Origin of the sequence: Streptomyces sp. NPDC058289 (assembly GCF_042880975.1) — a bacterium.
Taxonomy (GTDB): domain Bacteria; phylum Actinomycetota; class Actinomycetes; order Streptomycetales; family Streptomycetaceae; genus Streptomyces; species Streptomyces stoeckheimensis.
Window position 1 is genome coordinate 36,515 of the sequence record NZ_JBHVYI010000045.1, and the last position, 20,635, is coordinate 57,149.

Sequence of the window (20,635 nt, forward strand, 5' to 3'; positions counted from 1 at the left end):
CATGCAGGTTTGTTTCCATGGGCGCGGCCCCGAGCCACATACGAGGCTCTTGACCGACCACGGAGAACCCACATGATCAAGCTCGATGACATCCGCCGGCACGCGGCGGGCGGCGTGACGCGGGATGCCTTGGTCGACGGCCAGGTGCGGCTGACCTGGGGCCAATACGCCGAGACCGTGGAGCGGACAGCGGCCGGACTCACCGAACACCTGCCCCAAGAGGGCGCGGTCCGGGCGGTCTTCCTCGCCGGGAACAGCTGGCAGCTCACCGTCGCGATGAGCGCCTGCGCCACCCTCGGCGTCTCCTGCACCGGTCTGGATCCGCAGAGCGGCAAGGACGATCTCGGCCAGGTGCTCTCCTGGCTGGAGCCGTCCGTGGTCTTCGTGACCTCGGAGCACCGCGCCACCCTCGACCAGCTCGTATGGCCCAGCGGCCCGCAGGCCGTGCACGTCCTCCTGGACGGGATCACGGCCCCCGGCGCGCCGGCCGCCCCCGGCAAGCACCAGGCGCTCAACTTCGACCTGCTGACCTCGGCCGAACCCCTGCGGACCCTGCCGGCGCCCCGGCCGTACGAGGCCTTCGCGGTCAGTGCGCGCAGTGAGGGGCCCTCCCGGATCGCCGTGCGCCGCACCCCCTCCGAGGGCCGCCACCTGGTGGACCTCGTCGACGAGTTCGGGCTCAACCGGGACGACGTCCACCTGGCCTCCGCCCCGCCGACGGAGCCCACGGCCCTCGCCCTGGCCCGCACGATGCTCGGCATCGGCGCCACCGTCGTCCTCGCGGACGGAGCCGGCCCCGAGACCCTGGCCTCCCTGCTCGTCGCCGAGCGCGTCAGCACCGGTGTCATCACCCCCTCCACCCTGCACGGAGTGCTCGGACTGCCGGAGACCGCCGAGCCCTCGCCGCGCACCCGCCACCTGCGGTTCCTCCTCACCCCCGGCGCCCACCTGGGCCGATGGACCGTCAACACGGCCTGGGAGCGGCTCGGCCCGGTGCTGCACACCGCGCTCGGCAGCGCGGAGACCGGGCTGACCGCGGTCATGGGCCCCGAGGAGCTGCTGGTCTCGCCGCCGCGCTCGGGCCACACCACGCTCGGCACCACCGTCGCCGTCCTCGGCGAGGACGGGCAGCCGGTGGCGCAGGGCGAGAGCGGCCGGCTCGCCTTCGCGGGCCACCAGGTCATGGACGGCTACCTGGACGGCGAGACCCAGGTCGCCGAGCTGGACCTCGGCTGGGGCGCGGAGCGCTTCCTCGTCACCGACGAGTCCGGGTACGTGGACGAGACCGGCCGGCTGCTGGTCACCGGGCGGGTCACCGAAGTACCCGTGGTGGTCCGCGATTCGGCGGTCGACACCGAGCTGTTCCGGCTGGAGTCGGACCTGCTCAACCTGCCCTGCCTGCGCGACACCGCGGTCATGCGGGTCAGCAGCCCGGTACTGGGCGACGCGATCGTGGTGCCCTTCATCGCCGTGGCGGTCGGCCGCGAGGCCACCGGCTACCAGGCGCTCAGCGCGGCCTGCGCCCGCCGGGTGCCGTCGCTGCCCGCGCACGTCATCGCCGTCGACACCATCCCGTACAGCCCGACGGGCCGCATCCGCACCGGGGACCTCCTCGACGCGGTCCTGCCCATCATCACTTTGAACCTGCAGCTTGAGCAGTCGATGCAACAGGAGATGTCCGCGTGAACCTGCCCTCCTTCGACGACCAGCCGTACGACGAGGTACTGGTGGAGGACTTCGAGGCGGCCTTCTTCGCGCTCGAGCTCGAACTCCTCGACCTGCCCTGCGTCCAGGACATCGCCGTGATGCGCACCCGGCTGCCCGAGGTGGGCGAGACGCTGGTGGTGGCCTTCGTACCGCTGGTCGAGGAGGACCAGGAGGCCGGCGGACGCCAGGCCGCGCTGGCCGCCTGCGAGCGGCGCATGCCGTGGGTGCTCTCGCACGCGGTGGCCGTGGACGCGATCCCGCGTGCCGCCGACGGATCCGCGCGCACGGGGGTACTGATCGACCGTCTGCTCCCGCAGATCGCCAGGGACCTCCTCTCGCCGATGGAGATGTCCGACTAGTCCACTCCGCCCAACCCGCTGTCAACCACGAAGCAGCGGCTGACCTGTGGCCATGCCCTCCCTGCGGGCATGGCCACAGGTATGTCCGCAGTCGTGCGGGAAAGTAAAACGAGAATCCTCGTACTGCAGTTATACCTGCACCGTGGTATGTTTCTAGCCTCCGAGGCTCTGAGCCTCGCAGAAGGGAGCCCCTGCCGTGCAGTTCCAGCAGTTACGCTCGTTCCGTGAAGTGGCCGCCGAGATGAGCTTCACTCGCGCCGCCCGCAACCTCCACTACTCGCAGCCCAGCGTCACCGCCCACATCAAGAACCTCGAGGACTACATCGGGGCCGCGCTGTTCCATCGCGCCGGCGGCCGGGTCCAGCTGACCGAGGCGGGCATGCGGCTGCTGCCGCACGCAGAGAAGATCATTCTGATAGCCGAGGCCGCCTGTATCGACGCGGCGTCCGCAGGCCAGACCCGTCCCGCCGCCTGACCAGCCGTCGGACATCTTTTCCAATTCTTTTCCATTCGGCCCGGCTGTCGTATCCGAATTACTTGGATCAACGCCGGGTCGAAGGTATTTCCGGGCATTCGGAATTCATGGTTCCGCAATATTGAGAAGCGCGGCTCGACCCCTCTCTGTAAAGTCAACAAGGCGTCTCCGTCTGGTTGTTGACGTACCGCCTCGAACGTGTTGGCGCCAGGGTTGGCGTAGATGGGCAATTGTCCGTGCGCAGCCCCGCAAGAGCGGATCGGCGGCCGACCCTACGCTCGGGTCAATCGAACTGTGCGCCCGGCAGCGGTCGCTTGTATTACCCCTGGAGAGGACACCAAAATGGGTCAGGTCCCGATAGTGGATCAGTCGGCCGGCGAGGCTCCGAACGACCTCATGACGGGCGACTCCTTCCTGGAGAGCCTGCGTGACGGTCGCCAGGTCTTCGTGGACGGCGAGCTCGTCAAGGACGTGACGACGCACCCGGCCTTCGCCATGGCCGCGCGGTCGACCGCGCACCTCTACGACGCGCTCCACCACCCGGACACCAAGGACCTGATGACGACGGTCGACCGGTACACGGGGTACCGCGTCCACCGCTTCTTCACCCCGGCGCACTCGCCCGAGGAGCTCGTCAAGGCCCGCGACGCCATCGAGCACTGGGCCCGCCTGAGCTACGGGTTCATGAACCGCACGCCCGACTACAAGGCGTCGTTCATGGCCGGCCTGGCCGTCACCCACGACTTCTACGAGCCCTTCGGCGACAACGCCCGCGCCTGGTACGAGAAGTACGCCCGCCAGGGCCTCTCGATCAGCCACGCGATCGTCAACCCGCCCGTCGACCGCAACAAGCCGGCGCACGAGATCCGCGACGTCTACCTCAAGGTCGTCGAGGAGCGCGAGGACGGCATCGTCGTCGAGGGCGCCAAGCTCATGGCCACCGCCTCGGCGCTGAGCAACGTCGCCTTCGTCGGCCAGATCCACCTGGCCAACCTGGAAGCCGGCAAGGCCGAGGACATGGCGCTGGCCTTCATGGCCCCGCTGAACACCCCCGGCATGAAGGTGGTCTGCCGCACCTCCTACGAGGGCAAGGCCACCAGCCCGTTCGACAACCCGCTCTCCAGCCGGTTCGACGAGAACGACGCCGTGCTGGTCTTCGACAAGGCGTTCATCCCGTGGGAGAACGTCCTGATCTACCGGGACACCGAGAAGATCCACCAGTACTTCCCGCGCTCCGGCCTGCTCTCCCGCGGCTTCTTCCAGGGCGCGATCCGCATGTCGGTCAAGCTCGAGTTCATGGCGGGCATCCTCGACAAGGGCACCCGCATCAACGGCACGGACGGCTTCCGCGGCGTCCAGGCCGGCCTCGGCGAACTGCTGGCCTGGCGCCACCAGACCTGGGCCGTCACCAGCGCCATGGCCCTGGACCCGGAGGCCGGCCCGGCCGGCACCGTACTGCCGCGCATGGACTACTCGGCCGGCTACCGGGCGCTCGCCCCGCTCAGCTGGGAGCGCACGCACCGCTTCTTCGAGGAGCACCTCGCGGGCGCGCTGCTGATGACCCCGTCCAGCGCCAAGGACCTGCAGAACCCGGAGCTGCGCCCGCTGCTCGACCGCTACTACCGCGGCACCGGCGCCACGGCCGAGGAGCGCACCAAGCTCTTCAAGCTGGCCTGGGACGCGATCGGCACCGAGTTCGGCGCCCGCCACGAGCTGTACGAGCTCAACTACGCGGGCGGTCCCGACCAGGTGCGCCTCGACACCCTGAACTGGTCGCGCGGCGCCGGTCTGCTCGACAACTACGGCGACCTCGTCCAGAGGGCCATGGACGACTACGACCTCGACGGCTGGACCCGCGGCCGCTGGGCCCAGGACAACTGACCGTCAAGCCCGCGTACGGACGGGTGCCCGCGGCCGACGCGCCGCGCGCACCCGTCCGCGCCCAGCAGAGAGGCCCGGCCATGAACCACGACCTGCGCGATGTGATGCGTTCCTTCGCCACGGGGGTCTGCGTCGTCAGCACCTACACCGACCAGGACGGCGTGCGCACCCACAACGCGATCACCGTCAACTCGCTCACCTCCGTCTCCCTCGAACCGCCGCTGGTGTCCCTGAGCTTCCGTCACGACTCCGAGTTCTTCGCCGAGCTGCTGCGGACCGGCGTCGTCGGGATCTCGATCCTCGGCGCCGAGGGCGAGTCCACCGCCCGCGCGTTCGCGCGCCGGCGGCCCGAGCGCGACCAGGCGCTGACCGAGGTGGCCGGAGCGCCGGGCGAGGCCACCGGGACGCTCCTGTTCGACGCGGCGGCCTGGATGGAGTGCAGCCTGCGCGACCACGTGGTGGCGGGCGACCACGTGATGGTCATCGGCGAAGTCGTCGCCATGGGTGCCCGCGAGACCCAGACCCCCCTGATCTTCCTTCAGGGCGGATTCCACAGATTCGAACTGGAACAGGTGTGACGTGCGCGCGAAGAAGCTGCTGAGCTGGCGGGTGCTCCTCGGGGCGGCCCTGGCCATATCAGCCCTGACCCTGCTGATCCTGCCCGGCGACCCGGCCCAGGCGACGGATTCCACCGCGGAGGCCGCGGCGCGTACGTCGGGCTCGGTGACCGTCTGCCTGGTGACGCGGGACGCCCCGACCCGCGAGCGCACCGTCAAGGTCGCGCAGTGGGCCTCGCAGGTCCTGCTCGAGGAGACGCTCTCCTACGCGGGGCCCTGTGCCTCGTACGGCGCCCCGAGCGCGCTCGGCAACGGCACCGTGCGCACGTACGCGCAGATCAACGGCACCACCCCGCAGACCGTCGGCTTCGTCTTCCCCAAGAACACGCTGACCGGCCTGCCGACCGCCATGACCGACGGCCACCACTGCTACGACATGGACGGCAACGGCACGGTCAACGAGCACACCGAGTGCGTCGGCGGCCACGAGCGCCCGCTGGAGCTGCCCTCACAGCTGACCGCGCTGCCCGGGATGCCGCTCAAGTGGGCCCTGCTGAACTACAACCCGATGGGCCACGGGCCGGAGCACATCTACGACACCCCGCACTTCGACTTCCACTTCTACACGCAGTCCAAGGCGGAGCGCGATGCGATCCGCAGCGGCCCCTGCGGCCTGGCCATCAACTGCGACGACTACGCGACGGCCATCAAGCCGATCCCCCCGCAGTACCTGCCGGCGGACTACGTGAACAACAACGTGGCCGAGGCGGCCATGGGCAACCACCTGGTCGACATGAACTCGCCCGAATGGCACTCCACCGCCTTCACCCAGACCTTCATCTACGGCGCCTACGACGCCAAGATCAGCTTCCTCGAGCCGATGATCACGAAGGCCTGGTTCGAGGGCATCGCCGCCGGGGTCAACCCGAGCCGCTGCTGGCCCATCAAGCAGCCGCAGCAGTGGCAGATCGGCGGCTGGTACCCGCAGGAGTACTGCATCGACTACCGCGCCAACCGCGGGGACTTCACCGTCTCGATGAAGAACTTCAAGAACTCCGCCGCCTGAGTCGCACGGACCCGAGCCGCAGAGAACCGAAACCACCGGCCGACCGGCCCGCCCCCGCCGCACCGGGGGCGGCCGGCGGCTCCCACTGAATCCCCGGAGTAGGCGAGGAAAGGGCCACCGTGATCGCGGACAGCAAGGCCGGCGCACGACGACCCCGCGCCTTCCACGAATTGATAGGTGACTGACACATGTCCCGTGGATTCTCGATCGGCATCGTCGGAGGAGGCGCGGCTGCAGTCTGCTTGATCGACGCGTTGTCGCGAACACAAAGCGAACCGGGCAGCCTCACGGTCTTCGAACCGTCACCGCACCTGTGGCGCGGGCGTGCCTACCAGGTGGACACCGAGACCCTCAAGGTCAACGCGACGCCCGACGACATGTCCGTGCGCGCCGGCGACCTCCAGCACTTCGAGCACTGGCTGGAGACGCGGGACAAGGTCATAGGAGTCCGCACCGGAGTCGATCGCTGGTCCGGAAGCCGCTTCGCACCCCGGACCGTCTACGGCGAGTACCTGGAGCAGACGGCCTACGCCGCGCTCGGCGAACTGCGCCGCCAGGGCTGGCGGGTCGACCTCGTCGGCGAGGGGGTCACCTCCGCGAGCCGCGCCGCCAACCGGGTACTGCTGCGCACCGGCAACGGCCGCGCCCGCGCCTTCGACTACGCCATCTTGTGCGTCGGCGGCGACAGCCCCAAGGACGTCTACGGTCTGGGCGACACCCCCGGCTTCGTCGGGGACCCGTACCCGATCGTCAACAAGCTGGCGGACGTCGGCGAGCGGGAGCACGTCGCGATCATCGGCAGCGGCCTGACCGCCATCGACATCATCCTGTCGCTGGCCGCCCAGGGCCACCAGGGCAAGATCAGCCTGCTGTCCCGGCGAGGCGTCCTGCCCGGAGTACGGCAGAAGGCGGTCCCCTTCGAGCTGCGGCACTTCACCCCGCACCGGATGGAGGAGCTGGCCGCGATCCACCCCGAGGTCACCCTCGAGGACATCGCCACCATCATGCGGGCCGAGTTCCGCGACGTGGGCGCCGACCTCGACGCGGTGGTCTCGGAGATCATCCGGGTCGACCTGGAGGACCCGGTCGACCGGCTGCGCCGGCAGATCGAAGAGGTCGACTCCCCCCACATGGGCCTGCGCATCCTCCAGCGCGCCGTCCCCGAGACCGGCCCCGACGTCTGGCCGATGCTGCGCGAACAGGACAAGGTCCAGCTGCTGCGCGCCCACTACCGCACGATCATGAGCCTGTGCTGCCCCATGCCGCCCGGCAGCGCCGGAGTCCTCCTCGACCTCGTCGAGGCGGACAAGCTGGAGATCGTCGCCGGCCTGCAGAACATCACCCCGAACCCCGAGGCCGGCTTCGACGTCGTCACCGCCGAGGGACACGACTTCACGGCCGACCGCGTCATCAGCGCGGTCAACGCCTCCGAGGGGCGCATCCCCACCAGCGCCGCGCCCCTGGTCACCTCGCTCATGCGCAGCCGCGTCGCCAGCCGACACCCCCACGGCGGCCTGCACATAGCGCGTCCGACCAGCCAGCTGACCACCAACGGCCGGCCCGACCCGCGCCTGTACGGGCTCGGCAACATCGCCGCCGGCTCGCTCTTCTTCACCTTCGGCATCCCCTCCCTGGTCGACCGCAGCCAGGACATCGTCGGCGCGATCCTGCAGCACGCCGAGACCGTCACGGCCGCGACCCAGGAGAACGAGGACGTCCTGCTCACGGTCTAGCCGCGAGCGGGGCCCGCTCCGCTCACGGCCGGGCCGCCGCCCGCACCCGTACCCGTACCGACACCGGAAGACGACCCGGAGATTCCGGAGATGAGGACCCCCGAGCATGAGCGTCACCGAGACCGACCGGCCCGCCTACCTGGCGGACACGCACACCGGCCTGCCGATCCCCAGCGAGCCGGTCTTCGCCACCCACGAGGAGACGCGCCGCCACCGCAAGCAGCGGCTCGCCGCCGCGCTGCGGCTGTTCGGCAAGTACGGCTTCGGTGAGGGCATCTCGGGCCACATCTCGGTCCGCGACCCGGAGCACGAGGACCGGTTCTGGGTGAACCCCTTCGGCGTCTCCTTCAACCTGGTCCGCGTCGCCGACCTCATCTGCGTGGACTCTGCGGGCACCGTCGTGGAGGGCAAGCACCGGGTCAACCCCAGCGCGTTCGTCATCCACTCGGCCATCCACGAGATGCAGCCGGGCGCCACGGCCGCCGCCCACGGCCACACCGCGCACTCCCGCGCGCTGGGGGCCCTGGGCCGCCTGCTGGACCCCATAGACCAGGAGTCCGCCGCCTTCTACAACCGCCAGGTCCTCTACGAGGAGTACGAGGGCCCCTCGGTCTCGGCCGAACTCGGCCGCGACATCGCGGAGAAGCTCGGAGACAACCGCGCGATCCTGCTGCGCCACCACGGCCTGATAACCGTCGGCGGATCGCTCGACGAGGCCGTGCACTGGTTCTTCACCTACGACAGCTGCGCCCAGGTGCAGCTGCTCGCCCGGGCGGCGGGCACGCCCAAGAGCTTCACCCATGAGCAGGCCGTCGCCGCTGGGGACGGCTTCGGCAACGAGCAGCTGGGCTGGTTCAGCTTCCAGCTGCTCTGGGACGAGATCATCCGCGAGCAGCCCGACTTCCTCGAAGAGGACTAGCCCGCGGGACGTCTCCTCGTCCGGCACCACCCCCGAAGAATCACCGAGGAAGAAGAGGCACCACCATGAACATCCTGCTTTTCGGAGCCAGCGGACACATCGGCAGCGCCATCGCCGGCGAACTGCTCTCCCGCGGCCACGCCGTCACCGGCGTGACCCGCACCGGCGAGATCGCGGGCAACAGCCACGAAGGCCTCAAGGTGATCGCCGGTGACGCCACCAGTGCGGACACCGTGGCCGAACTGTCCGCGGCGGGCTACGACGCCGTCGCTTCGGCCGTCGGCCCCAAGCTCGGCGTCGACGACGACCACAAGATCATCGTCGGTGCGGCCAACGCGCTGATCGAGGGCCTCACCCGCAGCGGCGTACGCCGTGTCGTGGTCCTCGGAGGCGCCGGCAGCCTGGAGGTCTCCCCGGGCGTCAAGGTCATCGACAACCCGAACTTCCCGGCCATGTGGAAGCAGAACGCCCTCGCCCAGAGCGAGGCGCTCGCCCTCTACCGCCAGGCCGGCTCCCTGGACTGGACGTTCATCTCCCCGGCCGCCCAGATCGAGCCCGGTGAGCGCACCGGGACCTATCGCGTCGGCGGTGAGCAGCTCCTGGTGGACGCCGAAGGCAAGAGCCAGATCAGCATCGCGGACTACGCGGTCGCCTTCGTGGACGAACTGGAGCGCGGCGACGCGATCCAGGCCCGCATCACCGTCGCCTACTGATTCCGCGTTCCCCGGAGGGGATCAGAAACATGACTTCATCCGCCACACCGAAGAGCGCCGGCATCGTCCGGTTCGCCATCATCCTCGGTGCACTCACCGCTCTCGGCCCGCTGGCCAACGACGCCTACATGCCGGGCCTTCCGCAGATCGCCGAGGACCTGAACACGAGCGCCTCGGCAGCTCAGCTCAGCCTCACCGCCTGCCTGCTCGGCCTCGGCATCGGTCAGCTCATCGCCGGACCCGTCAGTGACGCGCTCGGCCGCCGCCGTCCGCTCATCGCCGGTCTGGCGCTGTTCGCCGTCACCGCCCTGCTGTGCGCCTTCGCCCCCAACATCTGGACGCTGGTCGGGCTGCGCGCCCTCCAGGGCCTCGGCGGCGCCACCGGCATCGTCATCGCCTCCGCGGTCGTGCGCGACCGGCACAGCGGGCCCGCCGCGGCCCGGTTCTTCGCGATGCTGATGCTCATCACCGGCATCGCGCCGATCCTGGCCCCCGTCCTCGGCGGCCAGCTGATGCTCGTCACCTCGTGGAAGGGCATCTTCATCGCCCTCGCCATCATCGGCGCCCTGATGCTCTTCGGCGTCGCCGGCGCCCTGCCGGAGACGCACCCCGCCGAACGGCGCGTGCGCGGCGGCCTCAAGGCCACCGGCCCGATCTTCCGCCGGCTGCTCGGCGACCGGGTGTTCGTCGGCTACAACCTGGCCTGCGGCTTCGCCTTCGCCGCGATGTTCGCGTACATCTCCGGCTCGACCTTCGTGCTCCAGTCCATCCACGGGATGTCCCCGCAGGCCTACAGCGTCGTCTTCGGCGTCAACGCCCTCGGCCTGGTCATCGCCGCCCAGGTCAGCGGCCGCATCGTGCACAAGACCGGCCCGCGCGCCCTGCTCGCCACCGGTCTGGCCGTCTCCGCGGTCGGCGGCCTCGGACTGCTCGCCGTCGTCCTCACCGACGCCGGTCTGGCCCCGCTGCTCGTCGCGCTGTTCCTGGTCGTCTCCAGCGTCGGCCTCGTCCTGCCGAACTCCTTCGCGCTGGCCCTCCAGGACCACGGCGACGTAGCCGGGTCGGCCGCCGCGCTGCTGGGCCTGTCCCAGCACCTGATCGGCGCGGCCGTGGTCCCGCTCGTCGGCCTCGCCGGCGAGGACAGCGCGGTGCCGATGGGCATCGTCATCGCCGTCCTCGGCGTCGGCGGTCTGCTCTTCTTCGGCCTCACCAAGGGCCACAAGGCCGCCGGTGAGGAAGCCGGGGCCCAGCCGTCGGAGGCGCAGGCGCCCCCGGCCCGGACCTCCGAGGTCCACGAGCCGGTCTAGGCCCCTGGCGAGACAGGCTCCTGCAACGGATTGCCCACCGGGGGTCCGTACGGCCGCACCACCGTACGGACCCCCGGCACCCGGGGCCGCCATCCCGGGCGGCGACAGGCCCACACCTCTTCCCTTTCCCACCGAAACCGATCGAGGCACAGCCACCATGACCCTCGCCACGCACGCCACGGCCGTCGACTCCTGGCGGCTGCTGCCCGCCGCCCAGCAGCCGTCCTACCCCGATCCCGTCGCCCTGCGCTCCGCGCTCGACGACCTCGCCTCCTACCCGCCCCTGGTGTTCGCCGGCGAGTGCGACCGGCTGCGCGACCGGCTCGCCGACGTCGCCCGGGGCGAGGCCTTCGTCCTCCAGGGCGGGGACTGCGCCGAGACCTTCGACGCCGTCAGCTCCGACCAGGTCCGCGACAAGGTGCAGACCCTGCTCCAGATGGCCGCCGTCCTCACCTACGCGAGCTCCGTGCCCGTGGTGAAGATCGGCCGGATCGCCGGGCAGTACTCCAAGCCCCGCTCCAAGCCCACCGAGATCCGTGACGGTGTCGAACTGCCCGTCTACCGCGGAGACTCCGTCAACGGCCTCGCCTTCACCCCGGAGTCCCGCACCCCGGACCCCGAGCGGCTCAAGCGGATGTACCACTCCTCCGCCGCCACCCTGAACCTCGTACGGGCCTTCACCACCGGCGGCTACGCCGACCTGCGCCAGGTCCACGAGTGGAACCGCGACTTCGTCGCCGCCTCCCCGGTCGGAGAGCGCTACGAGCGCCTCGCCGGGGACATCGACGACGCGCTCACCTTCCTCGCCGCCTGCGGCGCCGACCCGGCCGCCGTCCACTCCTCCGAGATCTTCGCCAGCCACGAGGCACTGCTCCTGGACTACGAGGCCGCGCTCACCCGCGTCGACGCCCGTACCGGCCGGCTGTACGACGTCTCCGGCCACATGATCTGGATCGGTGAGCGCACCCGTCAACTGGACGGCGCCCACGTCGAGTTCGCCTCCACGGTGCGTAACCCCATCGGAGTCAAGCTCGGCCCCACGACCTCCGCCGACGAGGCCCTGCGCCTCATCGACAAGCTGGACCCGGAGCGCGAGCCCGGCCGTCTCACCTTCATCACCCGGATGGGCGCCCGCAACATCCGCGAGATCCTCCCCGAGCTCATCGGCAAGGTCACCGCCGAGGGCGCGCGCCCCGCGTGGATCTGCGACCCGATGCACGGCAACACCTTCGAGGCGCCCAGCGGCCACAAGACCCGGCACTTCGACGACGTGCTCGACGAGGTCACCGGCTTCTTCGAGGTCCACCGGGCGCTCGGCACCCACCCCGGCGGCATCCACATCGAGCTGACCGGCGACGACGTCACCGAATGCGTCGGAGGCGGCGCCGAGGTCCGGCTCACCGACCTCGGACAGCGCTACGAGTCCGCGTGCGACCCGCGCCTGAACCGCAAGCAGTCGCTCGACCTGGCCTTCCGGGTCGCCGAGCTGTACCGCGACCGCCAGGCGGCCGGCGCGGCCCGCCGCGAAGCCGTACCGGCCGCCGCCTGATCCCGAGCGACCGATCGACGTACCGTCCTGAAGCAAAGGGAGAAGCCCATGTCCGTGCGTGCCCTGCGCGGTGCCATCCAGCTGGAAGTCGACGAGCGGGGCCACCTGCTGGACGGGGTCCGAACGCTGTTCCAGGAGATGCTCGCCGCCAACGGGCTCGACCAGGAGGAGCTGGTCAGCCTGTTCTTCACGGCGACCCCCGACCTGGTCAGTGAGTTCCCGGCGGTCGCCGCCCGCGAACTGGGCGTGACCGACGTGCCGATGATGTGCGCGCAGGAACTGGACATCGCCGGGGCCCTGCCCCGGGTCGTGCGGATCCTCGCGTACGCCGAGACGGAACTGTCCAAGCGCGAGATCAAGCACGTCTACCTGGGCGGTGCGGCCGCCCTGCGCCGAGACCTGGTCACCGCCGGGGATCCCAGATGATCCGCTCCGCCGCGGTGGTGGGAACGGGCCTCATCGGAACCTCCATCGCACTGGCCCTGTCCCGTCGCGGGGTGGCCGTCCACCTCATGGACGAGAACGACTCGGCCGCCCGTACCGCCGCCTCGCTCGGCGCCGGCACCCTCGGCGCCCCGAAGACCACCGTGGACCTGGCCGTACTGGCCGTCCCGCCGGCCCAGGTCGGCACCGTGCTCGCCGCCCAGCAGAGGCTGGGCCTCGCCCGCTCGTACACCGACGTCGCCAGCGTCAAGACCGAGCCGGAGATCGGGGTCCTCGCCGCAGGCGCCGACCCCGTCAGCTTCATCGGCGGACACCCCATGGCCGGCCGGGAGCGCTCCGGCCCGCTCGCCGCCTGCGCCACCCTCTTCGAGGGCCGTTCCTGGGTACTGACCCCCACGGCCCACACCAGCCGCGACGCGCTCAACATGGCGCTCATGATGGTTTCCCTGTGCGGGGCGGTGCCCGTGGTGATGGACAGCGACGTCCACGACCGGGCCGTGGCCCGCGTCTCCCACACCCCGCACGTGGTGGCCTCGCTGATGGCCGCCCGCCTCCAGCACCTCCCGGAAGACGCCTGCCGGCTGGCCGGGCAGGGGCTGCGCGACGTGACGCGGATCGCCGGGGGCGATCCCCGGCTGTGGAGCGACATCCTGGAGTCCAACGCCACCGCGGTCGCCGACGTGCTGACCGAACTCGCCGAGGACCTCCAGGTCACCGTGTCCGCCCTGCGGGGCCTCGCCACCGACGACGCCGACGAACGCGCCCAGGGCACCACGCTCCTGGCCGACCTGCTCGGCCGCGGCCTCAGCGGCCGCGACCGCATCCCCGGCAAGCACGGGCACCCGGTGCCCGCCTGCGCGCCGGTCCGCGTCCTGATCGGGGACCAGCCCGGCGAACTGGCCCGGCTCCTCGCGAACGCCGCCGAACTCGGCGTCAACATCGAGGACATGACCATCGACCACTCGCCCGGCGACGAGAGCGGCCTGGTGGAACTGATGGTCGCCCGCGGGACCGCCGTCACCATGGCCCAGGGCCTGATGGGCGCCGGTTGGCGGGTCCAGCGGATGGGGCCGATCGAGGCTCCGCCGGTGGCCGTCGGCGTCTGACCCGGCGCCCGCGGATCCCCGTACGACCCGTTCCGCGATCCTTCCCCCCTCTACGGGGATCCGGCCGCCCCACCGGCCGGGTCCGACCGCCCACCACGCCGGCCCACCACGCCGCACGACAGAGGATCACCCTTGAGTACTTTGCGATGGCTCACCGCGGGCGAATCGCACGGCCCCGCCCTCACCGCCGTCCTCGAAGGCCTGCCCGCCGGAGTGGAGATCTCCACCAAGGCGGTCGCCGACTCCCTCGCCCGACGCCGCCTCGGCCACGGCCGGGGCGCCCGGATGGCCTTCGAGCGGGACGAGGTGACCTTCCTCGGCGGCGTCCGCCACGGACTCACCCAGGGCGGACCGGTGTCGATCCAGGTCGGCAACACCGAATGGCCCAAGTGGGAGACGGTGATGGCCGCCGACGGCGTGGACCCGGAGGTGCTGGCCGGCCGGGCGCGCAACGCCCCGCTCTCGCGCCCCCGCCCCGGCCACGCCGACCTCGCCGGGATGCAGAAGTACGGGTTCGACGACGCCCGGCCGGTACTGGAGCGGGCCAGCGCCCGCGAGACCGCCGCCCGCGTCGCCGTGGGCGAGGTCGCCCGGGCCTTCCTCCAGCAGGCGTACGGGATCACGATCGTCAGCCACGTCGTCTCCCTCGGTGGGGCCGTCGCCCCCGAGGGCGTGGTGCCGGGGCCGGACGACACCGAGCGCGTCGACGCCGACCCGGTGCGCTGCCTGGACCCGGAGGCCTCCGCCGCGATGGTCGCCGAGGTCGACCGGGCCCACGAGAACGGCGACACCCTCGGCGGAGTCGTCGAGGTGCTCGCGTACGGACTTCCGCCGGGCCTGGGCAGCTACGTCCACGGCGACCGGCGCATCGACTCCCGGCTCGCGGCCGCCCTCATGGGCATCCAGGCCATCAAGGGCGTCGAGTTCGGCGACGGCTTCGGCCTCGCCAAGGTCCCCGGCTCCCTCGCCCACGACGAGATCGAACGGGACGAGGAGGGGGCCGTCCGCCGCCGCACCGCCCGCTCCGGCGGGGTCGAAGGCGGGATGACCACCGGCGAACCACTGCGGGTGCGCGCCGCCATGAAGCCCATCGCCACCGTGCCGCGCGCCCTGGCCACCATCGACGTCGCCACCGGCGAACCGGCCGTCGCCCACCACCAGCGCTCCGACGTCTGCGCCGTGCCCGCCGCGGCCGTCGTGGCCGAAGCGATGACGGCGCTGGTCCTGGCGCACGCCGCGCTGGAGAAGTTCGGCGGGGACTCCCTCGCCGAGACCGCCCGCAACCACCGCGGCTACCTCGACCACTTGGCCGTGCGATGAGCGCCCCGACGCTGAACACGCCGAATCCGAACATGCCGACCTTGACGGCGAGCACCCGGATCCCGGTCGGCGGCGACCGGCCGTACGAGGCCGTCGTGGGCCACGGGCTGACCGGCGAGACCGGGCGCGTCCTGGGCTCCGAACCGCTGCGGGTGGCCGTCGTGCACTCCCGCACGCTGCTGCCGACCGCCCGGCGGATCGCCCGGGAACTCACCGACGAGGGACGCATCGTGGTCTCCCTCGAAGTGCCCGAGGGCGAAGCCGCCAAGGACATGACCGTCGTGGTGGGCCTGTGGCGGGCCCTCGCCGACGCCGGGTTCACCCGCTCCGACGCCGTCGTCGCCGTCGGCGGCGGCGCCACCACCGACCTCGCCGGGTTCGCCGCCGCCGGCTGGCTGCGCGGCGTACGCCTCGTCCTGGTGCCGACCACCCTGCTCGGCATGGTCGACGCCGCCATCGGCGGGAAGACCGCCGTCAACCTGCCTCAGGGCAAGAACCTCGTCGGCGCCTTCCATCCGCCCGCCGGGGTGCTGTGCGACCTGGACCTGCTGGACACCCTGCCGCCGGCCGACTACGTCAGCGGCCTCGCCGAGGTCATCAAGGCCGGGTTCATCGCCGACCCGGAGATCCTGCGCCTGGTCGAGGACGACCCCGCCGGCGCCGTCCACACCCGGGAGCTCGTCGAGCGCGCCATCCGCGTCAAGGCGGAGGTGGTCACCGAGGACTTCCGGGAGGACGGCCGCCGCGAGCACCTCAACTACGGCCACACCCTGGGCCACGCCATCGAGCGGGTCGCCGGCTACCGGGTCCGGCACGGCCACGCGGTGGCCGCCGGCATGGTCTTCGCCGCCGAACTCGCCCGGCTCGACGGCCGGCTGTCCGCCGCCGACACCGAGCGCCACCGCGCCCTGCTCGCCGCCGCCGGCCTGCCCACCACCCACAGCGGAGCCTGGGCCCCGCTGCGCGACGCGATGGGCATCGACAAGAAGACCCGGGGCAACCGGCTGCGGTTCGTCGTGCTCGACGCCATCGGCCGTCCCGCCCTGTTCAGCGCCCCGGACGAGGACCTGCTCCGGGCCGCCTACGAGCGGCTCGGCCGATGACCCGCCCCGCCGTCCGCTACGCCCGTGCCCGGGCGGCCCGCTGCGCCCGCGCGGCGGGACCCGGTTCGGCACCTGGTTCGGCCCCCGCTCCGGCACCCGCCTGCGCCCCCGCCGTACCCGTAGGAACCGCCGTACCCGTAGGACCCGTAAGACCCTTCAGACCCGTCGAATCCCCCGAACAGGAAGGCCCGAGATGACCGTCGCCACAGCCCCGCAGGGCACCGCGTCCGCCCTGCTCTGGGGGGACGCCGACCGCCGGGCCGTCGAGGTCGCCCGCGCCCTGACCGTTGACGCGGTCGAGGCGGCCGGACACGGACACCCCGGTACCGCCATGAGCCTCGCGCCGGCCGCCTACCTGCTCTTCCAGCGGCTGCTGCGGCACGACCCCCGGGACCCGCGCTGGGCCGGCCGCGACCGGTTCGTGCTCTCCTGCGGCCACGCGAGCCTGACCCTCTACACGCAGCTCTACCTGTCGGGCTACGGGCTCACCCTCGACGACCTCAAGGGCCTGCGCACCGAGGGCAGTCTGACCCCCGCACACCCCGAGTACGGGCACACGCCGGGCGTGGAGACCACCACCGGCCCCCTCGGCCAGGGCCTCGCCAACGCGGTGGGCATGGCCATGGCCGCCCGCCGCGAGCGCGGCCTGTTCGACCCCGAGGCCGCCCCCGGCACCTCCCCCTTCGACCACACCGTCTGGACCATCGCCTCCGAGGGCGACCTGGAGGAGGGCGTCGCGCACGAGGCCAGCTCGCTGGCCGGCCACCAGCGGCTGGGCAACCTCGTCGTCCTCTACGACGAGAACCGCATCTCCATCGAGGACGACCGGCAGATCGCGCACTCCGAGGACACCCTCGCCCGCTACCGGGCGTACGGCTGGCACGTGCAGGAGGTCGACTGGACCGCCACGGGTGAATACGTCGAGGACGTGGCGGCCCTGCACCGGGCGCTCACCACCGCCCGCGAGACCACCGACCGGCCCTCCCTCGTATCGCTGCGCACGATCATCGGCTGGCCCGCGCCGAAGAAGCGCAACACCGGCGGCATCCACGGATCCGCCCTCGGCGCCGAGGAGGCCGCCGCCGCCAAGGCCGCGATGGGCCTCGACCCCACGCTCTCCTTCCAGGTCCCCGCCGAGGTCCTGGCCCACGCCCGCCGGGTCGCCGACCGCGGCGCCGAAGCCCACCGCCAGTGGGACAAGACCCTCGCCGACTGGCGCGCCCTGAACCCCGAGCGCGCCGAGCTCTTCGACCGGCTCTCCGAGCGCCGGCTGCCCGAGGGCTGGCAGGCGAACCTGCCCGTGTTCCCCGGGGGCGGCCAGATCGCCACCCGCAAGGCCTCCGGCGAGGTGCTGAACGCGCTCGCCTCCGTACTGCCCGAACTGTGGGGCGGCTCCGCCGACCTCGCCGAGTCCAACCTCACCACCATGAAGGGCGAACCGTCCTTCATCCCCGAGGAACTGGCCACCGAGGCCTACTCCGGCCACCAGTACGGGCGGACCCTGCACTTCGGCATCCGCGAGCACGCCATGGGCGCCGTCCTGAACGGCATCGCCCTGCACGGCGGGACCCGCCCCTACGGCGGCACCTTCCTCGTCTTCTCCGACTACATGCGCCCCGCCGTCCGCCTCGCGGCCATGATGAAGCTGCCCGTCACCTACGTCTGGACCCACGACTCCATCGGGCTCGGCGAGGACGGCCCCACCCACCAGCCCATCGAGCACCTCTGGTCGCTGCGCGCCATCCCCGGCCTGGACGTGGTCCGGCCCGCCGACGCGAACGAGACCGTCGTCGCCTGGCGCACCATCCTGGAGAACGACGACCGCCCGGCGGGCCTGTGCCTGTCCCGGCAGAACCTGCCCGTGCTGGAGCGCACCGAGGAGAGCGGGCTGTCCCCCGCCGAGGGCGCCGCGCGCGGCGGATACGTCCTGGCCGAAGCCGACGGCGGCCGCCCCGATGCCATCCTCATCGCCACCGGCAGCGAGGTGCCCATCGCGCTCGACGCCCGCCGCATCCTGCAGGACGGGGGCCTGCCCACCCGCGTCGTGTCCATGCCCTGCCTGGAGTGGTTCCAGGCGCAGGAGGAGGCCTACCGCGAGGAGGTGCTTCCCGCCGAGGTGGCCGCCCGGGTCTCCGTCGAGGCGGGCTCCAGCCTCGGCTGGTACGCCCTGGTCGGCGCGGCCGGCACCTCGCTGGGCATCGACTCCTTCGGCGCCTCCGCCCCGTACCAGTCCCTGTACGAACTCCACGGCCTGACCGCGCCGAAGGTCGCCGCGGCCGCCCGCGCGAGCTTCGAGCGCGCCCTGCGCAGAGGCTCCGTACGATGAGCGCCGTGACAACTCCCGTACTGGACGCCCGGATACCCGGATCCAAGAGCATCACCAACCGGGCGCTGCTCCTCGCGGCGGCCGCCCCCGGCCGCAGCCGCCTCGGCGCGCCCCTGGTCAGTGACGACACCCTCGCCTTCCGGGCCGCGCTCACGGACCTGGGCAGCGGGGTGCGCGACATCGGCGACAGCGGCTACGGCTACGGAGACGGCTCCGGCTACGGCGACGGCTCCGGCGAGGTCTGGGAGGTCACCGGGCGCGGCGCCGGACCGGCCGGCCCCGGCCGGGTCTGGTGCGCCGACGCCGGCACCGCGGCACGCTTCCTGCCGCCCTTCGCGGCCACCGGGCGCGGGGAGATCGCCTTCGACGGCTCGGACCAGTTGCGGGCGCGCCCGTTGCGGCCGCTGCTGGAGGCGCTCACCGGGCTCGGCGCGAAGGTGCGCGGTACGGGCCTGCCCTTCACCCTCACCGCGCGGGGGCTGGCCGGCGGCCGCATCGAGCTGGATTCCGGGCTCAGCAGCCAGTACCTCTCCGGGCTGCTGATGGCCGCCCCGCTGATGGGCGGACCGCTCACGGTGGACGTGCCGCGGCTGGTCAGCCGTCCGTACGTGGACATGACCCTGTCCCTGATGCGGCACTTCGGCGCCCGGGTCGAGGAGGAGGGCAGCGCGATCACGGTCCACCCGGGCGGCTACCGGCCCACCGACCTCGACATCGAGCCGGACGCCTCGACCGCCTCGTACTTCTTCGCTGCGGCGGCCGTCACCGGGCGCACCGTACGGGTCCAGGGTCTCGGCACCGGCAGCCTTCAGGGCGACACCGCGTTCGTGGAGGTGCTGCGGCGCGCCGGGGCGCGGGTCACCAGGACCGCGGACTGGACCGAGGTCACGGGCACCGGCGCGCTGCGCGGCGGATTCACCGTCGACATGGGCGACATCTCCGACACCTTCATGACGATGGCCGCGATCGCCCCGCTCGCGGACGCCCCGGTCACCATCACGGGCATCGCGCACGCCCGTCTGAAGGAGTCCGACCGCATCGCCGCCGTCGCGGGGAACCTCCGCGCGCTGGGCATCCGGGTCGAGGAGGGCCCGGACCGCATCACCGTCCACCCGGGCGCCCCCGCCCCGGCGACGGTCGACTGCCACCGGGACCACCGCATCGCGATGTCCTTCTCGGTACTGGGCCTGCGCGCCGCAGGCATCACCCTCGACGATCCGGCCTGCGTGGCCAAGACCTTCCCGGGGTTCCACGAGGAGCTGCGCCGACTGTTCGGCTGAGACGCGCGCACGGACGCGAACGGCGCCCCTGCCGGTATGGCGGGGCGCCGTTCGCGCGAGCACGTGCGTGCTCGCGCTCCGGTCAGCGGACGACGTCGAAGACGTTCAGCTGCAGGCCGTTGGCGTAGGCCGCGTGCTCGACGAGCTTCAGCTTCTGCGCGTCCTTGTCCGTGGCGCTGAAGAGCCGCTTGCCCGCGCCGAGCAGCAGCGGGAAGACGAGCAGGTGGTAACGGTCGATCAGGCCGGCGTCGGAGAGGGCCCGGTTCAGGGAGGCGCTGCCGTGGACGATGATCGGGCCGCCCTCGGTCTCCTTCAGGGCGGCGACCTCGTCGAGGGTGCGCAGGATCGTGGTGTCGCCCCAGTCCGACACCAGGTCGTCCTCGGCGAGGGTGGTGGAGACGACGTACTTCGGCATCACCTTGTAGTCGGCGAAGTCCTCCATGGCGGGCCACACGGGGCTGAACGCCTCGTAGCTCGTCCGGCCCAGCAGCATCGCCGAGGCCTCCTTCTGCTCCCGGCCCTTGATCTCGAACGCCTCGGGCAGGAACTCGACGTCCTTGAAGGTCCAGCCCGAGTTCCGGTACCCGGGCTCGCCGCCGGGGGCCTCCACGACGCCGTCGAGTGAGATGAAGGCGGAGCTGATCAGGGTGCGCATCGTGGGTCCTCGGATCTCGTGGCTGGCTCTCGGCAGGTCCGTCCGGTGCGCCCCCGCGGCCACTTCCGTGGCTGCTGCGGCGCGCCTTTCATGATCTAAGACTGCTGATCCCAGGAAAACTCATCGGTCCCCGCG

18 protein-coding genes are annotated in these 20,635 nt (G+C 71.8%); 17 read left to right on the forward strand and 1 reads right to left on the reverse strand.

Going from position 1 to position 20,635, the window contains the following annotated elements; translation table 11 throughout:
* Nucleotides 1-72 precede the first annotated feature (72 nt).
* The 17 genes from ACFVX6_RS22915 (at nt 73) to aroA (ending at nt 19,845) form a co-directional block, all read left to right on the forward strand.
* Nucleotides 73-1,686 carry a class I adenylate-forming enzyme family protein gene (locus ACFVX6_RS22915; protein ID WP_389694224.1) on the forward strand — a complete coding sequence of 538 codons (1,614 nt, stop codon included), beginning with the start codon at nt 73-75 and terminating at the stop codon, nt 1,684-1,686.
* Nucleotides 1,683-2,066 carry a hypothetical protein gene (locus tag ACFVX6_RS22920; RefSeq protein WP_389694226.1) on the forward strand — a complete coding sequence of 128 codons (384 nt, stop codon included), beginning with the start codon at nt 1,683-1,685 and terminating at the stop codon, nt 2,064-2,066. The genes ACFVX6_RS22915 and ACFVX6_RS22920 overlap by 4 nt, the downstream gene beginning before the upstream one ends.
* Before the next feature lie 196 nt (nt 2,067-2,262).
* Nucleotides 2,263-2,541 (forward strand): LysR family transcriptional regulator, encoded by a 279-nt coding sequence (locus ACFVX6_RS22925; RefSeq protein WP_389694228.1) that lies wholly within the window; start codon nt 2,263-2,265, stop codon nt 2,539-2,541.
* Between the two features lie 360 nt (nt 2,542-2,901).
* Nucleotides 2,902-4,422, forward strand: a complete 1,521-nt coding sequence (locus ACFVX6_RS22930; protein ID WP_389694230.1) for a 4-hydroxyphenylacetate 3-hydroxylase family protein — start codon at nt 2,902-2,904, stop codon at nt 4,420-4,422.
* Nucleotides 4,423-4,502: 80 nt separating this feature from the next.
* Nucleotides 4,503-5,000: a flavin reductase family protein gene (locus tag ACFVX6_RS22935; RefSeq protein WP_266914258.1), complete on the forward strand. Its 498-nt coding sequence runs from the start codon at nt 4,503-4,505 to the stop codon at nt 4,998-5,000.
* 1 nt (nt 5,001) lies between these two features.
* A complete protein-coding gene (locus ACFVX6_RS22940; RefSeq protein ID WP_389694232.1) occupies nt 5,002-6,045 on the forward strand; it encodes a hypothetical protein in 1,044 nt (347 codons plus the stop codon).
* A gap of 188 nt (nt 6,046-6,233) precedes the next feature.
* Nucleotides 6,234-7,778 carry an FAD/NAD(P)-binding protein gene (locus ACFVX6_RS22945; RefSeq protein WP_389694234.1) on the forward strand — a complete coding sequence of 515 codons (1,545 nt, stop codon included), beginning with the start codon at nt 6,234-6,236 and terminating at the stop codon, nt 7,776-7,778.
* A 106-nt stretch (nt 7,779-7,884) separates the two neighbouring features.
* Nucleotides 7,885-8,697, forward strand: a complete 813-nt coding sequence (locus ACFVX6_RS22950; RefSeq protein ID WP_389694236.1) for a class II aldolase/adducin family protein — start codon at nt 7,885-7,887, stop codon at nt 8,695-8,697.
* 65 nt (nt 8,698-8,762) lie between these two features.
* On the forward strand, nt 8,763-9,410 hold the full coding sequence (locus ACFVX6_RS22955) for an NAD(P)-dependent oxidoreductase (RefSeq protein ID WP_389694238.1): 648 nt from the start codon (nt 8,763-8,765) through the stop codon (nt 9,408-9,410).
* Nucleotides 9,411-9,439: 29 nt separating this feature from the next.
* A complete protein-coding gene (locus ACFVX6_RS22960) occupies nt 9,440-10,717 on the forward strand; it encodes a multidrug effflux MFS transporter (RefSeq protein ID WP_389694240.1) in 1,278 nt (425 codons plus the stop codon).
* A 157-nt stretch (nt 10,718-10,874) separates the two neighbouring features.
* On the forward strand, nt 10,875-12,266 hold the full coding sequence (locus tag ACFVX6_RS22965) for a class II 3-deoxy-7-phosphoheptulonate synthase (protein ID WP_389694242.1): 1,392 nt from the start codon (nt 10,875-10,877) through the stop codon (nt 12,264-12,266).
* A 48-nt stretch (nt 12,267-12,314) separates the two neighbouring features.
* The gene (gene aroH / locus ACFVX6_RS22970) at nt 12,315-12,692 is read left to right on the forward strand and encodes a chorismate mutase (protein ID WP_389694244.1); all 378 of its coding nucleotides are present in this window, start codon (nt 12,315-12,317) and stop codon (nt 12,690-12,692) included.
* Nucleotides 12,692-13,816, forward strand: coding sequence for a prephenate dehydrogenase (locus ACFVX6_RS22975; protein WP_389694284.1), 1,125 nt, complete (start codon nt 12,692-12,694; stop codon nt 13,814-13,816). Before aroH ends, ACFVX6_RS22975 begins: the two co-directional genes overlap by 1 nt.
* Before the next feature lie 132 nt (nt 13,817-13,948).
* Nucleotides 13,949-15,136, forward strand: a complete 1,188-nt coding sequence (gene aroC / locus ACFVX6_RS22980; RefSeq protein WP_389694246.1) for a chorismate synthase — start codon at nt 13,949-13,951, stop codon at nt 15,134-15,136.
* Nucleotides 15,137-15,168: 32 nt separating this feature from the next.
* Nucleotides 15,169-16,239 (forward strand): 3-dehydroquinate synthase, encoded by a 1,071-nt coding sequence (gene aroB / locus ACFVX6_RS22985; protein ID WP_389694248.1) that lies wholly within the window; start codon nt 15,169-15,171, stop codon nt 16,237-16,239.
* A gap of 193 nt (nt 16,240-16,432) precedes the next feature.
* Nucleotides 16,433-18,565: a transketolase gene (gene tkt / locus ACFVX6_RS22990; protein WP_389694250.1), complete on the forward strand. Its 2,133-nt coding sequence runs from the start codon at nt 16,433-16,435 to the stop codon at nt 18,563-18,565.
* 20 nt (nt 18,566-18,585) lie between these two features.
* Entirely contained in the window at nt 18,586-19,845 is a 1,260-nt protein-coding gene (gene aroA / locus ACFVX6_RS22995) for a 3-phosphoshikimate 1-carboxyvinyltransferase (protein ID WP_389694286.1), read from the forward strand.
* A gap of 82 nt (nt 19,846-19,927) precedes the next feature.
* On the opposite strand, the gene ACFVX6_RS23000 is transcribed toward aroA, so the two are convergent.
* The gene (locus ACFVX6_RS23000; protein WP_389694252.1) at nt 19,928-20,500 is read right to left on the reverse strand and encodes a dihydrofolate reductase family protein; all 573 of its coding nucleotides are present in this window, start codon (nt 20,498-20,500) and stop codon (nt 19,928-19,930) included.
* Between the last annotated feature and the right edge of the window lie 135 nt (nt 20,501-20,635).